Origin of the sequence: Prochlorococcus marinus str. MIT 1013 (genome assembly GCF_027359395.1) — a bacterium.
Lineage (GTDB): Bacteria > Cyanobacteriota > Cyanobacteriia > PCC-6307 > Cyanobiaceae > Prochlorococcus_B > Prochlorococcus_B marinus_E.
In genome coordinates, this window is the sequence record NZ_CP114778.1 from 1,036,017 (window position 1) to 1,050,483 (window position 14,467).

General features: G+C 35.9%; 22 protein-coding genes. 11 read left to right on the plus strand and 11 right to left on the minus strand.

Annotated features, from left to right (window positions below; translation table 11 throughout):
• The first annotated feature begins 87 nt into the window (after positions 1-87).
• Together O5633_RS06300 and O5633_RS06305 are read left to right on the plus strand one after the other, a co-directional pair.
• A complete protein-coding gene (locus O5633_RS06300; RefSeq protein ID WP_269608789.1) occupies positions 88-240 on the plus strand; it encodes a hypothetical protein in 153 nt (50 codons plus the stop codon).
• A 773-nt stretch (positions 241-1,013) separates the two neighbouring features.
• Positions 1,014-2,603 carry a hypothetical protein gene (locus O5633_RS06305; RefSeq protein ID WP_269608790.1) on the plus strand — a complete coding sequence of 530 codons (1,590 nt, stop codon included), beginning with the start codon at positions 1,014-1,016 and terminating at the stop codon, positions 2,601-2,603.
• Positions 2,604-2,782: 179 nt separating this feature from the next.
• Here O5633_RS06305 and O5633_RS06310 read toward each other — a convergent pair whose 3' ends face one another.
• The 4 genes from O5633_RS06310 to O5633_RS06325 all read right to left on the minus strand — a co-directional run bounded on the left by O5633_RS06310 (position 2,783) and on the right by O5633_RS06325 (position 4,077).
• Entirely contained in the window at positions 2,783-2,917 is a 135-nt protein-coding gene (locus O5633_RS06310) for a hypothetical protein (protein ID WP_269608791.1), read from the minus strand.
• Between the two features lie 4 nt (positions 2,918-2,921).
• Positions 2,922-3,095: a hypothetical protein gene (locus tag O5633_RS06315; RefSeq protein WP_269608792.1), complete on the minus strand. Its 174-nt coding sequence runs from the start codon at positions 3,093-3,095 to the stop codon at positions 2,922-2,924.
• A 373-nt stretch (positions 3,096-3,468) separates the two neighbouring features.
• On the minus strand, positions 3,469-3,696 hold the full coding sequence (locus O5633_RS06320; RefSeq protein ID WP_269608793.1) for a hypothetical protein: 228 nt from the start codon (positions 3,694-3,696) through the stop codon (positions 3,469-3,471).
• Positions 3,697-3,894: 198 nt separating this feature from the next.
• Entirely contained in the window at positions 3,895-4,077 is a 183-nt protein-coding gene (locus O5633_RS06325) for a hypothetical protein (protein ID WP_269608794.1), read from the minus strand.
• Between the two features lie 163 nt (positions 4,078-4,240).
• Here O5633_RS06325 and O5633_RS06330 point away from each other — a divergent pair, with 163 nt between their 5' ends.
• The 4 genes from O5633_RS06330 (at position 4,241) to O5633_RS06345 (ending at position 7,008) form a co-directional block, all read left to right on the plus strand.
• Positions 4,241-5,740, plus strand: coding sequence for an FAD-binding domain-containing protein (locus O5633_RS06330; RefSeq protein ID WP_269608795.1), 1,500 nt, complete (start codon positions 4,241-4,243; stop codon positions 5,738-5,740).
• A gap of 254 nt (positions 5,741-5,994) precedes the next feature.
• Positions 5,995-6,354, plus strand: coding sequence for a DoxX family protein (locus tag O5633_RS06335; RefSeq protein WP_269608796.1), 360 nt, complete (start codon positions 5,995-5,997; stop codon positions 6,352-6,354).
• A 58-nt stretch (positions 6,355-6,412) separates the two neighbouring features.
• On the plus strand, positions 6,413-6,874 hold the full coding sequence (locus tag O5633_RS06340) for a hypothetical protein (protein WP_269608797.1): 462 nt from the start codon (positions 6,413-6,415) through the stop codon (positions 6,872-6,874).
• Between the two features lie 2 nt (positions 6,875-6,876).
• Complete coding sequence (locus tag O5633_RS06345) at positions 6,877-7,008, plus strand: hypothetical protein (RefSeq protein WP_269608798.1); 132 nt, start codon at positions 6,877-6,879, stop codon at positions 7,006-7,008.
• A 198-nt stretch (positions 7,009-7,206) separates the two neighbouring features.
• On the opposite strand, the gene O5633_RS06350 is transcribed toward O5633_RS06345, so the two are convergent.
• Positions 7,207-7,368 (minus strand): hypothetical protein, encoded by a 162-nt coding sequence (locus O5633_RS06350; protein WP_269608799.1) that lies wholly within the window; start codon positions 7,366-7,368, stop codon positions 7,207-7,209.
• Positions 7,369-7,775: 407 nt separating this feature from the next.
• On the opposite strand from O5633_RS06350, the gene O5633_RS06355 reads away from it, so the two are divergent.
• From O5633_RS06355 to O5633_RS06365, 3 genes are all read left to right on the plus strand, one after another.
• Positions 7,776-7,940, plus strand: a complete 165-nt coding sequence (locus O5633_RS06355) for a hypothetical protein (protein ID WP_269608800.1) — start codon at positions 7,776-7,778, stop codon at positions 7,938-7,940.
• Positions 7,941-8,415: 475 nt separating this feature from the next.
• Positions 8,416-8,547 carry a hypothetical protein gene (locus tag O5633_RS06360; RefSeq protein ID WP_269608801.1) on the plus strand — a complete coding sequence of 44 codons (132 nt, stop codon included), beginning with the start codon at positions 8,416-8,418 and terminating at the stop codon, positions 8,545-8,547.
• A 399-nt stretch (positions 8,548-8,946) separates the two neighbouring features.
• On the plus strand, positions 8,947-9,498 hold the full coding sequence (locus tag O5633_RS06365; RefSeq protein WP_269608802.1) for a hypothetical protein: 552 nt from the start codon (positions 8,947-8,949) through the stop codon (positions 9,496-9,498).
• A 125-nt stretch (positions 9,499-9,623) separates the two neighbouring features.
• On the opposite strand, the gene O5633_RS06370 is transcribed toward O5633_RS06365, so the two are convergent.
• Complete coding sequence (locus tag O5633_RS06370) at positions 9,624-9,857, minus strand: DUF1651 domain-containing protein (protein ID WP_269608803.1); 234 nt, start codon at positions 9,855-9,857, stop codon at positions 9,624-9,626.
• 90 nt (positions 9,858-9,947) lie between these two features.
• Positions 9,948-10,115 carry a hypothetical protein gene (locus O5633_RS06375; protein ID WP_269608804.1) on the minus strand — a complete coding sequence of 56 codons (168 nt, stop codon included), beginning with the start codon at positions 10,113-10,115 and terminating at the stop codon, positions 9,948-9,950.
• A gap of 205 nt (positions 10,116-10,320) precedes the next feature.
• Between O5633_RS06375 and O5633_RS06380 the strand changes: the two genes are divergently transcribed.
• On the plus strand, positions 10,321-10,794 hold the full coding sequence (locus tag O5633_RS06380; RefSeq protein ID WP_269608805.1) for an EVE domain-containing protein: 474 nt from the start codon (positions 10,321-10,323) through the stop codon (positions 10,792-10,794).
• A 1-nt stretch (position 10,795) separates the two neighbouring features.
• Here the strand turns inward: O5633_RS06380 and O5633_RS06385 are convergent, their stop codons facing one another.
• From O5633_RS06385 to O5633_RS06395, 3 genes are all read right to left on the minus strand, one after another.
• Positions 10,796-11,059 (minus strand): DUF2811 domain-containing protein, encoded by a 264-nt coding sequence (locus O5633_RS06385; RefSeq protein ID WP_269608806.1) that lies wholly within the window; start codon positions 11,057-11,059, stop codon positions 10,796-10,798.
• Between the two features lie 304 nt (positions 11,060-11,363).
• Complete coding sequence (locus O5633_RS06390) at positions 11,364-11,744, minus strand: DUF1818 family protein (RefSeq protein WP_269608807.1); 381 nt, start codon at positions 11,742-11,744, stop codon at positions 11,364-11,366.
• Positions 11,745-11,978, minus strand: a complete 234-nt coding sequence (locus O5633_RS06395; protein ID WP_158467134.1) for a DNA-directed RNA polymerase subunit omega — start codon at positions 11,976-11,978, stop codon at positions 11,745-11,747.
• Between the two features lie 145 nt (positions 11,979-12,123).
• On the opposite strand from O5633_RS06395, the gene O5633_RS06400 reads away from it, so the two are divergent.
• Positions 12,124-13,752 carry an Hsp70 family protein gene (locus O5633_RS06400; RefSeq protein ID WP_269608808.1) on the plus strand — a complete coding sequence of 543 codons (1,629 nt, stop codon included), beginning with the start codon at positions 12,124-12,126 and terminating at the stop codon, positions 13,750-13,752.
• A 5-nt stretch (positions 13,753-13,757) separates the two neighbouring features.
• Here the strand turns inward: O5633_RS06400 and pyrR are convergent, their stop codons facing one another.
• Positions 13,758-14,309 carry a bifunctional pyr operon transcriptional regulator/uracil phosphoribosyltransferase PyrR gene (gene pyrR / locus O5633_RS06405; protein ID WP_269608809.1) on the minus strand — a complete coding sequence of 184 codons (552 nt, stop codon included), beginning with the start codon at positions 14,307-14,309 and terminating at the stop codon, positions 13,758-13,760.
• Positions 14,310-14,467 lie beyond the last annotated feature (158 nt).

Here is a 14,467-nt window from a genome sequence, read left to right on the forward strand (position 1 = left end):
GATCTCAGGAAGTGAACCCATGATCAGAACTAGAAATCATGATCTCAGTATCTCCAACCGAGTCAAACGTAAAACACTCAAAATGAAATGATTACTGAAGAAAAGAAAAGACGAGAAGCATTCAAGTTCAATGCAAATCTCTCAGACAGAGACATAAGACAAATCAGAGCTACTGCTCAGGGAATGACAACTTATCAATATGAGTCCTTCCTAAAAGAGATAGGCATTGAGTACGAATGATATCTAGACCAAAAGGTGATGTCGTTAAAAGCTTCCTATCAGACATAAAAAAAGTCGCACTGTCCTAAGTCCGAATGGATATGGATAGGCACGAGTTATTTACTTTTGGATTAGTGGGATGGATTTGTGACCCATCCTCTAGTCCTCTAAAAATTCAAAAAAAATAAAATTAAAAAAGTAGAAGCGACTCAGAAAATCCGACACAAATGTCTGAAGGGTTATATCTATAGAAGCAGGACGAAAAGCACCCCATACGGGGTATCAAGACCACTAAACATGAGGATCAGCTCGACTATAAACCCGCGTCCAATCCTTGCATACCTGTTGTACAAGCAGTTACGCGAAGCCACGGAAAGCAAGTCATAGTTTGAATCAATCTTGAGTTGTCTCAGCGAATGGGGCTCAGCACATATCTTTGGACACAGATTGGACAGGATTTTGAATACAAAACCTACGATCTCCTAATCATTTCCAGCCCGAGAGGCATCGAGTTAAATCCATCTGAATACTTATAAGTCGATGTCTAGAGATCAGTTTTATTAGTTTCAAAAGTTAGGTAATCTTGGAAGAGGTTTGGATCCCTAGCCTAAGAGCTATCCAAACTTTATCCAAACCACACATTTTCGACAAGATCCATGTCAGACAAAGATATCTCGTATTGGCTAATGAAGAGTTAAAGTTTAGTGGCTTAAAGAGATCTCAAGGAATCGTCAATACTTACTCTAACTTTACTCTAACTTTTATGATACGTTTGGGGAGATTTAACATTCCCCTTGCCAAAGCTCCTAGATAAAAAGAAAGTTCTTAATGGAAGAGGCGAGGTTGTTACTTGGTCAGATTCAAATGTAGGCAAATACTTCTACAGGGAAAAGATCTCAGGTCAGAAAAGGTATCGAAATAAATTAATACCCAATGCCAACACCATGGATGAAGCAGTCTCCATGTGCATGGATATTGCAATTCAACTAAGAGAAGAAGATCCTCACCATCTATCCAAAGATGCAAACCCTAAAGAAAAGATCTCGACTGAATCAACTCAAGGACTTTCATTGGTTGAAAGAGAGGAGAAATTACTAAGAAGAAAAGAAAGATTAGCCAGAGAAGAGAGAAAAAAAGAGCGACCAAAGATGACGACAGAGAAAGCCTTAGATGACTGGCTGGCTGGACAGAAGAAACGAGTTGATGCTGGAACCTTTGAAGAGAACAGTTACTTAGCTAAATACCATGCAGCTCTTCATCTCAAAAGCTATCTCAAGTACAAGAAAATATTCTTTACCTCTCAGATATCAACAGGTACATTTGACGAATATATCGAATTCAGATTCCAGAAAACTCAAAGAAGGATTGTCATCCACAGAGAACTAGCAGTCATAGGTGAATGGATCAAAAGCTACCTAGTCAGATTCAAATATATTCCAGCTCATCTATGGCTTGATGGTCAGTTCTTACCACGTATTGAAGTCAGACAAATAGATAAAGATGCTAACCCTGCTATCAATCCAGACGACTGGAAAGTCATCCTTGATTACACAAGGGATTTGTGGAGGAAACAGGCTTACGAGCCAACTCTAATGACGACGAGCAATCAATTTCATAAGAACATTAATACACAAAGAAAGTCTGAGAAAAAGAGTATCTGGTTTAGAGAAATGTTCTGGCATTGGATATTAGTTGCAAAGAAAACAGGTATGTCACCCGAAGAGATTTGCAAACTTAAATGGAAGAATGTCGAGATTAGAGATGTTGGAAGATATAGCCAGTCCAAGGCAGAGCAAGAGATATATGACCTAGAGCAAGAGGGTATTGAAGTTATCCCTTCTCTCCACGATCCGAAGTCTGGAGATTGGATTGCTGACCCTAGCCACATAGGAAGAGAGGAACGATTAATCGCTTACATCTCAACCATCAGAAAGAAAACATCCCAGCCTAGAGAAATACCATGCAACCTTGGAACCGAATTCAGAAGATGGATGAAATTCTTGAAGACATCAGGGTATGTAATCCGTGGAGATGACTATGTCTTTGCTCAGGTTCACAACGAAATGAAGCAACCAAGCCAAGCCAGAATCAGGCAAGCTTGGAGAAAGATTGTTGATGGATTAATGCTTGAAGGGAAGCTAAAGGGTCATAAATTCTCAGATCGTAAGTACACCCTTTACAGCATGAGGTCTACATTTATTGAAGACCACTTACTCAAAGGCACAGATATTTTTCTGCTTGCGAGAGTGTCTGGTCATAGCGTAAAAACGCTAATGGATACGTACGAAAGAATGGATATTAGAGAAAGAGCAAAAGAGCTAACAGATATTGACTACGGAAAGAGAAAGAATGCACCTCAGATCATCAACTTATTTGAGGAGTAAGAGTCAAATTCTTAACTCGACACACAGATACGAGCATGAAATATATTCAAGACCATTATTTTCATTATAGAGCTGATGAGTCCACGGAGATACTTGGTAAAGGTAGAAAGAATAAGCCAGCAGAGGAAAGTTTGAGGTGGATTCGGTCTTCTTGAATAGAATTCAAGAAGCAATGAGTCTTAACTATTCATACAAGAATAAATATCAAATTCAAGTTGAATCCAATGGCTTTGTTCTGAACTTATTCCCCATAATTCACCTCGATCTGAAGCTTCTAAAATGGATCTATAAAATTCTGGAATATCCTTTGACATTGTTTTAGTTGATTGTTGAAGCAGAAATATTCTCCTCACAAACAGCATCTCCTTCTTCACAGACAACCTCAGCTTTGTCTAAGTGTGAGCTACAACCCATCGCCATAACTGGTGATACACCAAGAACTGTGTGTAGAGTAGTTGCCGAAAACAGAAGGTAAGGAATGATTTTTTTCATAGCCAGCTTTAGATTTTCATCAATGATCTATCAACTAATTACCAACTGTGAGGTTTCAATGTTCGGTTAACTACTTAAAGCAGATAGGAATAGAAACTATTTATGAATAAACTACTCCCAATAAAAGTAACTTATAGAATCAGAGTTACTGATTTTGGCATCCCTCCTATCTATTGATCGACAAATAAATCAAGGAACATGAGTCACTTCCAATTTACTGATGAACAATTTATCGAGATCAGAGAAATCTGGAGAGATATCAATTCTCAATGCAAATTGCTGCAAGAGCAAACTGGTTGTCCTGATAGCGAGATAGTCAAAATGATTGACTCTGCGAAGAGTTATTGGGAAAACAAGAGTTAAAAAAAACTATTTACGCACTCAATTTTTTCCAGATCACCTCAGATTCTTTGATCAAGTCAATAGCCTCATCTCTACCAAGTATCTTTTGTGCATCATTCATTAACTGTATGTATCTAAGCCTTAGTTCTTGTTTATTCATGAGCTGCATTTGTATTTCATGCAGAGATTTCTCACTAAGTGCAACATTATGTTTATTAGGTGAGTGCGAAAAATTTAAAGAGGCATTGTGATGGCTCATTAGAATGAATTTGATTAACTTCTTAGCGAGGGAGGGAAATTGCTATGCAAAACAATTTCCCTAGCTCTAGTTGGGTGTCAAAAAGGCGCTTTGCAAAACCTTTTTAAGCACTTGCAGGTGATTGATCAACCCACACAACGTATTAAATATTTTGGCTAGTCAACTTAGCTATTGAGTTGATTAACCGGTACGGTTTTCCTAATTAAAGGTTGGAACTTGAAGTGTTGCAGCTTTCAGTCCTTCAGGGTAGACATTGAATGATGTTGTCCACTCACAAAATTCTTGGCTAACTGCATAACTATCTTCATACCTCTGTAACTCATCGAGGTAATTCACTCTCTGAGTAGCCCATGCAATAATGAGTCTTTGACTAATATCCATCAATAAATCTTATTCAAGCCAAAAAAGTACCGTGGTTATTACTTGTTAAATCAATATGAAAAGAACATTCAAACGAAAGCTTTTTTATACCTAATTAGTCACGACTAAATCAACTTTTAGATAAAATTACTTTTTAGTTCACAATCTTGTTTAACTTTAAAGAGTGGAGACGATAAATCTAGTTTGGTTCAAAAAAGACTTAAGAACATACGATAATGAAGCACTTTATGAAGCGCTAAAAACTGAAAATGTAATACCAATTTTTGTTGTTGAGCCAGATCTTTGGAAACTTCCTGATCATTCTTCAAGACAATGGGAGTTTGTACGAGAATGTTTAATTGATTTAAACAACTCATTAAGTGATATTGGTTTGAAATTAATTATAAGAGTTGGGAATATTCAAGATGTAATTAAAGAGTTTACGAAAAGGTTTCATGTTAAAGGTATTTATAGTCATGAAGAAACCGGCAATGAATGGACATTTAAACGTGATCAAGATCTAAGGCGTTACACAAAAAACGAAAACATAAATTGGTATGAATACAGACAATTTGGTGTTTTTAGAGGTCTTAAAACACGCAAAAGTTGGTCTCAGAAATGGGAACAACATATGTCAGAGGAACTCATCAATGATCCCAGAAGAGTAAATTATTTTATTGATATTCCAAGTCATAATTTACCATCATCTAAAAGTCTAAAGTTAAATTTAGATAAATGTAGTCATCGAATTCAAGGAGGAAGAAAGCAAGGGCTTCATAAACTGGATGAGTTTCTGAAATACAAAATAGATAATTATCAATATTCTCTATCAAGTCCTTTAAAAGCATTTGATGGATGTTCTCGCTTATCGCCTTACTTAACTTGGGGGTGTCTATCAATTAGAGAGGTAGTCCAAGCAATTAGAAAAACCAAGAAAAGAGGATCCAGCGCAATTGACTCAAGATTACATTGGCATTGTCATTTTATTCAAAAGCTTGAATCAGAGCCTGAATTAGAAAATCGTGAGTACCACCCACACATGAGTGGTATCAGGGTGTCAAATCCAATTTTTTTAGAAGCATGGAGTAGAGGTCTAACTGGGATACCTTTTATAGATGCATGCATGAGATCCCTAAATAATCATGGTTGGATTAATTTTCGAATGAGAGCAATGCTTATGTCATATGCTAGCTACCAACTATGGCTGCCATGGCAAGAGAGTGGTTTATGCCTAGCACGCAAATTTATTGACTACGAGCCAGGAATTCACTGGACACAATGCCAAATGCAATCGGGTACGACATCGATTAATACGATTAGAATTTATAACCCAATTAAACAAGGATATGATCATGACCCAGAGGGAATATTTATTCGAACTTGGGTAAAAGAATTACAATACCTTCCAAGCAAATTCATCCATGAACCATGGGAAATTGATCTATTTCGTCAAAATGATTCATCATTCGTTCTTGGAAAAAATTATCCATTACCTATTGTGGATCCAATTATTAGTACAAAGACAGCACGAGCAAAGCTAAAAGAGATACGAAATAAACCAGACTTCTTTGACATCGCTAAAAATATCCTCGAAAAACATGGCTCAAGAAAAAGGAGAAAGTCAAAGTTAAAAAAGAACCAAAACAATCCCAAGGGACATAATCAATTAACCCTCAAGCTTTAAAATTACAGAACATATGAGTCCACTGAGATCCTTGGTAAAGGTAGAAAGATTAAGCCAGCAGAGGAAAGTCTTAGATGGATTGGATCCAATTAAGTTCACAATCGTCAACTATTTAAGTGCCATATTAGACATTCCTAGGAATCCAAATTCCTGAATTATACTTTCTAGATTATCTAGTGATCATCTACTAATTTTGTGTAGTGGTAAAAAATTGTTTCTTAAGTTATTTATGTAGTATTCGCTACTAAACGATTATGGATTTAACAAGATTTTATTCTTTGAACTTTCTTGGGCGATTGTTGCTAAGTGCAGTTTTTATAAATGCAATACCAGGTAAAATAACAAACTTTGCTGCTCAAGCTGAATACATAACAAACAGAGGGTTTCCCGAGCCAGTTTCAATGATAATGATGGTAGGTGCAATAGCTTTACTTCTTGGTGGTACTGTCCTGTTGATCTTCACAGAACGGATCAAACTCGCTTGTTCACTACTTTTAGTTTTCTTGGTGCCAGCCACAATAATTTTTCATTTGATACCATTTCAACTTGTAGCAGTGGCACGAAACCTATCTTTAATTGGAGGATTGTTAGTTGCCATAGAAAAATCCAAATAACTAATATCGATTCACTATTCAAAATCTTATGGGCTGACTTGAGTCAGTCCTTTTTTTAATGAAAAAACTCCACTTAATTATTGTATGTTTTTGGTTCTTTCAGCCCATCATCGCTAAAGCTAAGCCTGTAAAAGGGATTAGCGACTTTGATGGAGGCTTCAAAGGTGTTGAGAGAATCACTTTTGAATGTCCCGTCAACAACGAAAGAAATATACAAAGAAGTAATGACGAATTTGACGGTCAACAACCAAAAGAAAAATGTTGGGTTGATTTTCACCCAACTTATTTGAATGTTATGAACAAACAGGTGATAAATAAAAAAGATGTAATTAGCTTTTGGCAATCTCCTCCTCAATCAGGCAAGTGTTGTGCAAGTTGGAATTTAATTTATAAGGATGTTGAAGGAAAGAATAAAATCTTATCTATGAGAAAAAAAGAATTTCCATTCCCACTCACAAAGAGAAAATTAAAAATACTTGGCACACCATCAAACATTATCAATCGTTGGCTAGCTCAATAATCATGAATCAATTTAAAAATTTATTCCCTTTTATCGCTGTTATTGGAGTTTTCTTCTTGGCTAGTAATTCGCCTATGTGGAAACAAATGGTCGAAAACGAAATCAAATCTATACCTGTAAAGGAATTTAAATAGTTAGAGAATGTAGCTGTTCCAGTGAAAGAAGTACGCTTACGCCAACCATTAGCAAGGACGAAGAAACCTTAAGTTCTTTTGCCATTTTGGAGAGGTAACTCTTGATTTATTTGTATCGCACGCATTTTTAGGGTTCCGCATCCTCCGATACATTTTTGCAGCAGCAGCAATAAAAGAAGAGAGGCTATTTGCCCCTCTCTAACCGAATCTTTTATTTGATCTAAGCTTTAACGCTTCTTGTAGATAATGTGATCTTATTTCTTTTATATGCGGTTGGTTTTCAGCTCTATCAACTGGCATTGTTCTGGAAGCCTTTACTAATTCGAACGCATACCTATGAGTTTCCTTGTGAGAATCCATAGTCGAAGTAGGGATCTGTAAAAGGCATCTTGGGCAAAACGATAATGATTGTCAATGTATAAATAAAAGTTGAGTATTAATTCCAGAGGTTATTTACCTAGTACTGGTTTTTGAGATAGAGACGTTATTTGCCTCTCTTGTTAGTAGTTTTTCTAAACCTGCAAAGATCGCAGTTGTCTTTTTGAGGAATGGTGAAAGGAGTAAAGAGTTTCATAAGCCCTCCTATTGCTACATCTTTGGTCTACTCCTTCTTTTGGCTTGTAGGGAGTAGGAAAACACTACTTAAATTGACGTAATGGCGGCTTTAACTTCTTATTGTTATTTGTTATAGTTTTTACACGTTCGCTCTAGTTATGGGGTGCATGAGATGGAAGTAAGGAACGGGATTTCCACCAATTAAATAGGTCATGAACAACCTAGTTTTAACCAAAAAGCGAATCGAGAAAGCAGAAAGGCTTCACGCTGCTCAACTTGCAACATTTAAGAAAGGAGTATTTACTTCTTACAAACCTTCAATTTTTGAAGAAAGACAAAAGCAAGCTCGTGAAGAAATTGCAGCAATGGATTCTTAATTCAAAATTTAATTGTTGACAGTCGATCGCTAGGGGGCAATTTGCCCCCTTTTTCATGCCATCCACCGCCTAACTTTTGAAAGATTGGAAAGCCCTACCCCAACCGAACTTTAGTTATAGAGAACTTACTTTTATATTCAATTAACGCAAGAGCGAGTAACTACGTTAAAAGGTGTGTTGCGGATCGAGCTCTAGTCAGAGGAGGGGGTAGTTGTCGAAATCCTATCCTCTCTTCGCAAAATTTCCTCACACAGTTTTTGAAACCCTCAACTGCGAGGGTTTTCTTTTGCGTAGCTCAAAATATACAAATCGGAGAACCTTACGACTAGGCTTTCCTCGCTTAAAGATTAAAGTTGTTAGGTTTCTTGTCTTCTTTATCTGAATCCATGACTTTTATTGGAAGAGCTTCAATGATGGCTTTCGTCTTTATGGCAGCTAGCTATTTCGTGACGGGGCAAATTGTTCCTGGTGTTGCATGAACTTAGAGAAACAACATGCCAAACTTTTAAAACTTCAAGCAAAAGCAGATGCTTGTACTTCAAGGAAAGAGGCTCTAAAAATTTTAAAAAAGTCTGACAAGGCTCTTCATAAACTTTCTAAGCCATAAATGACCGTCTCTACTCAAGCCCAAACGAAGAAAAAGTCCAAGTTCGACCTTGGTGAATTAATAGGTCAGCTTTTGTTTGATTTTTACGCTCGTTACTAAACAATAGAAGAGCGCCTTTAGAACAACCTAAGTTCACACTTATAAGATGTTTCTTCATAGGATTTGAAAATCACGAATTAATCGGTTGATTTATTTCCTGAAATAACATGTCGAATTATTATTATGAGCAATCTTCATCTTCCACTTCTAATCAATTAGAAAATAGTAATTCCAATATCGAAACTAAGCTTGTAACTGTACATACTAAAAGTTCATCTCACCCATATTTTGGTCAAGGATCATCCAAAGGATATTTTATTGATGGAAAAGAATCCCCTTCATTAATACTGAGACAGAACGTTGTATATAGATTCAATCAATCGGACAGCAGCAACACCATCAAACATCAAAAAGGGACAAGGACTTAAATGCTGTTACTCAAGAGGATTTGACTGTATTAATGACGCAATTAATGGCACTCTAAGAGTAATGAATGATCCTGAGTGGCTTTATTTATATGAGTTAAAACGATTTCCTGAATATATAAAACTTGGAATTGCTACCGAAATGACAAAAAAGATTGATGTCGATGAACCTACTATTTTAAGAGATAAAGATCCTGAATATGGAGAAGCTATTTCGTTATGGATCTTTGAAAAAAGGATTGATGCTTACCTCGTAGAAGAGGCATTGTTCTTTGCAACACTACCCTCTAAAGAATATCCAAGTGAACTAGAGAATTGGGTTGGCAGATCTGAGATAAGGAAGTCAGATGGAGAAACAATGGAGAAAATCACACAGCTTCTCGTCGATCATCATCAAGATGTAGGTCGATGGCAATTCGCCTTAGATCAAATTCCATTAGACAATCTTCAAACACAAAAGGTAAAAAGCTTAATTTCAAGCTCTTAATTGATTCTTTTACGCCAAAGACTCCTATCCCTAATCTGCTCTATAAATTCAACACAAATTTCTGAAGCCTCATTACGTATGTTCCAGGGCTCAAAAGTACCCCATAGGGGTGGGTCGATTCTCACCTATTCCCATTGAGGATTGATACGTCTCCAACCATTAGCCAATAGATCTTTCCATAGCTGTATGGCTAGGTTTCGTCTCATCCTTCTACGGGTCTTCAAGAGTGGTATGCCATTCCTTTCCATTCTTCCTTTATCTATTAGGACCTTTGGATTCTGATCCCAGCTCGACCAATCATACCTAAACCTCAAGATCCATACTCCACTCGGTTCCTTCAGCCATCCATCACGCTTCATCCTGCGGGGTTGATTATTAGTACAATTGTATTATTATTGGTGGTTTTACGTCCAGATTCCTGTCCAATTAGTGTCCAGAACGCTCAATAATTATGCGAAGCGTTGAAAGATGATCAACCAAATCAAGCTATATCTCAGCTGCCTATACCTTTGCGTAACTGATGATTGAGCAGTTACGCGAGCTTGCAAGAATGTTTTGGCGAGAAGAGGAAGCTGCTTAGGGACAACTTCCTCGACTCTTGTTGGTGCTTGAGCCAACAATCAATAATTCTCGCCAAGCAGAGAAGCAAGCGTGGGAAAGATGTTGTACGGATAGCAGAAGACGGATTTATTTCGTACGTATTGTGCGATCTGTTTTGACTGCTTGATCTAAGTTAGACTTTACCTAACAAAGAAAGTTAGCGAGTCACTAGATTCAAAGTTACTCTAACTTTACTCTAACCCTGCATTTTCTCCATAATCCATGTCAGTTAAAGAAATCAACTACTGGCTAATGAAAAGTGAGCCAGATGCTTATAGTATTAAAGATTTAAAAAATGAAGTAGAAACACTCTGGGATGGAATTCGAAATTATCAAGCTAGAAACTTTATGAGGTCAATGAAAATTGGAGATAGAGCTTTTTTTTATCATTCAAATACGAAACCACCTGGAATAGTGGGTCTAATGGAAATCATTGAGACAAAGCTAGTCGACCCTTATCAGTTTGATGAAAGTTCAAAGTACTATGATAAAAAATCTCTTATAGACAATCCTCGTTGGGATTGTGTAAAGACTAAATACGTCTCTGAATTTAAAAATATGATCACCTTAAAGGAGCTATCTGAAACTTATACGTCTGAAGAGCTAACTCTAGTTCGTAAAGGGAATAGGCTATCAATAATGCCAATTAAAAAAGATATCGCTTTAGAACTTTTAAAAAAGCTCGAGAAAAATTAATTTAAAAAGAATGAGATCCAAACATATTCCCAATATAAAGGCGTGTTATCAATCTTGAGCTGATACCATTTTGAATCAAGAAACCTGCAAGTGCAGCTTGCAAAAGCCTGTATTGATCCCAATTTGGATGTTTCTCAATAAAAATCTTCATCGCTTGTTGAATATGCTTGGGTATTTCTGTTTGAAAACTAATAGTATCCTCTGATTCCAAAACCTCATCAATTTGGATCGAAGTTTTTACTTTAGTAAAATCAATATTTTTCATTTAAAAGGCTTTTAAAAACATTAGCTTCAGGCACAAACTACTAACAAAATCAAAGATAAAAAAACACTTTCTCGAGCAGTCTCATACTCAGATCAAGCACTCACCTACCTTCCGAAAGAATATATAAGTATTTCTTATTTGAAGTATTAGTACTATTTAATAGCGAAATTAAACTTATCAAAAACAATCTTTTTCCACAGCAATTAGTAAGGACTTGATTAATCGGTTCAATTCTGTGGAAAAAATGTGAGTTAAAGCTAATTTAAGTTGGGGGAAATTTTGAAAAACTTTTAGTTAAGTTCTTTCACAAATAGCCTGAATCCCACATTGTTCTCATGGCATTAGCGACATGATTAGTCACATTTCTCGGCCAATAGACCTCTGCTCCTCGATTTAATAAACCACTTTGATTCAAAATTAATTTAAGGTTCCATCCATATTGATCACCATTCAGAATTGCTAACCAAGGGCTACGTTCTAATTCGAGAGTTATATTCTCATCGCCCATTAGTTGGTCTCTAACATCTGTATATTGATCGGACAATTGAATTACTATTTTTAATAGTTGTTCCCACTCAGATTGGTTCAACTCAATTGCCCAAGTTTCACCACCTATAAGCGTAGAAAAGTTTTTCCTTGATGTATCTCTTATTATTCTCCATCCCGGACCTTCTTTTTTGATCACCTACCCTGGCAAAAGATCAGGTTGATCTTGTTCATCACTTAGTTCAATTATTGCTCTTTGTACTGGCTTGACTGTTGATTCTTCTAAAAGCCCGTCAAAATCATCAAATCTTCTTTGCTTTGCCCTAAAAGCAATGCGCACAGTTGTGAGGTAGCGATTAGTGGAGTGTCTGATAAGACTCTCACCTCTTTTTGCTAAATCCTTGGAATTTACTCCTGAACCTGACTTGATCACACTTAAAACTTTATTGTTACTTTATTCTAGAAGAGAATCGTTCATTTCCATATTTTTCACCAAATAATAACGATAGTGTTAGTTTTTCTAGACTCACTTGATATTTACTAATTCTCACTACTCCAATTAACAATCATCAAGAAATATGGAAATCAATAAAAAAAATCAATTAGAAATCATCAAGTCACCTGAAATCAATACAAATAATTTTGGAACATTAGCAATTGATTTAGGTAGTTCAACTACTGTAGTTGTTTTTCAAAAAGAGCACGGGGAGCATCCTGAGCTTTTAGATTTACCTCCAATTAGTCGTTCCCCCGGCGAAATTCCAAGTTTGATTTGGAAAACAACAGAGAAAAAAGAAAGCTATTTAATAGGACAGCAAATTATCGATTTAGAACTCATTAATGAAGAAAACGAAAATAACTTAAGTCAAGATTTCAAAAGATGGATAGGGGCTCCCGAAATTGCCTCTATATATGATTCAAAAATCACCCCAGAAAAAGCCGGTGAGATATTAATTCAGAACATTTGGGAAAGAGCTTCGGCCCTAGTTAACATCAAAAGACTTGTATTAACTGCTCCAGTAGATACATATCGAGAATATAGAACTTGGATAGTCAAAATATGTAATTCATTAAAAGTAAAAGAAATTGCATTAGTTGATGAACCTACTGCTGCTGCAATGGGTGCTGGCCTGGAGCCAGGGTCAACATTACTTGTTTTAGATTTTGGGGGGAGCACAATTGACATGTCAATTGTTGCTTTAGAGGGAGGTGAAGGACAAGCCTCTCCTATAGCACAACTAGTTAGATTTGATGGAAATAATCTCGAAGGGAAAAGTACTCAAATTCTACGCACAGCGAAAGTCCTAGGCAAAGCCGGAATTCGCATAGGGGGTAAAGATATAGATAGATGGATAGTTAATCATTTATTACCGGATGAAAAGCCAACAAATTCACTCTTGAGTATCGCAGAGGAACTCAAATGTAATTTAAGCAATGTCGACATAAAGGAAACTTTAGTTATTTCAAAAAAAATAATAACCAATCAAAATGAAGAAAAGTTTTTAAGTCTTTCAAAGAAAAGATTGGAAGAGTTACTTATTAATAAAGGACTTCTAGAAAGTATTAAAATCATATTTAACCAAACAATTGATAGTGCTAAAAGAAATTCATTTGAATTAAAAGATCTTGATAGTGTTGTTTTAGTAGGAGGCGGTTCACAAATACCTTTGATTAAAAATTATTTAAATGGTCTTTGCGATTCAATCCCTTTTGTGACTCCTCCCCCTATTGAAGCAATTGCATTGGGAGCATTAAATCTTACTCCTGGAGTTCAAGTGAAAGATGTTCTGAATAAAGGAGTAAGTCTTAGACTCTGGAATAAAAAAAATGCAAAATTTATATGGCATCCTCTTTTCCTAGCAGGTCAACCCTGGCCAACAAGTAAGCCTTTAGAAATAACATTAGCCACAAGTGTAAACAATCAATTAAGAATTGATTTAATAATCGGAGAACCTGAAGAAGTAGGTTCATATGAAATTATCTACACTGATGGATTACCAACTCTAAAACAAATAGAATCTAAGGATAAAATCAAGAAAATTAATAATAGTATTATTTCAATTCCTCTTAATCCTCCTGGTGAGATTGGTAAAGATTGTATTAAATTAAATTTTAATATCAATGACAATTGTCAGCTTGAGATTAAAGGTATTGATTTACGGAATAATAATGTAATTACAAGTCAGAATCTTGGGAAAATAAGATAACTATTTTATTTTTTTTTACAAAGGAATATACCCTCCTGTCCATCAACTTCATTCAATCTCAGATCAATAGTCTCATCTTTACTAGTTGGAACCACACGTCCACAAAAGTCTGGTTGAATTGGAACTTCTCTGTGGCCTCTATCTACCAATATAAGAAGGGTCACTCTTCTTGCACGGCCCCATAAATGGAGAGCTTCTAATGCTGCTTTAATAGTTCTCCCGGTATAAATAACGTCATCAACTAAGACAACCTCTCTATCATCAACGGTAGAGGGTAAATCAGTTACTTGAGCTATTCTAGTACCAACCCTCTCAAGATCATCTCTATGAAAAGTAGGGTCTAAACAACCATTCTCGACAGGTTTACCAGATGATTTTTCTAAACATCTTGCTAATAATTTAGACAAATAAACCCCTCTAGTTGGTATGCCAACAAGCAATAATGAACTGATATTTGGAACCTTTTCCAAAATTTGAGAAGCCAATCTTTTTATGGTTCTATCAAGTTCTTTTTTTGATAGGATTTCTATCTCATTTTGTATTGTTTCATCTGGCATATTTTAAAGTCCTAAAAATTTTATTTTTTCTTAGGGATAACTGAAATACTTTTTTAATCTAATAGGGAAAAGCTAACCAAACATCAAAGAATTAGCCTGTTTACCTATTAGGAAGTAATTTAATACGAAAGACACCCCTATTTGGAATCAATTTCTTT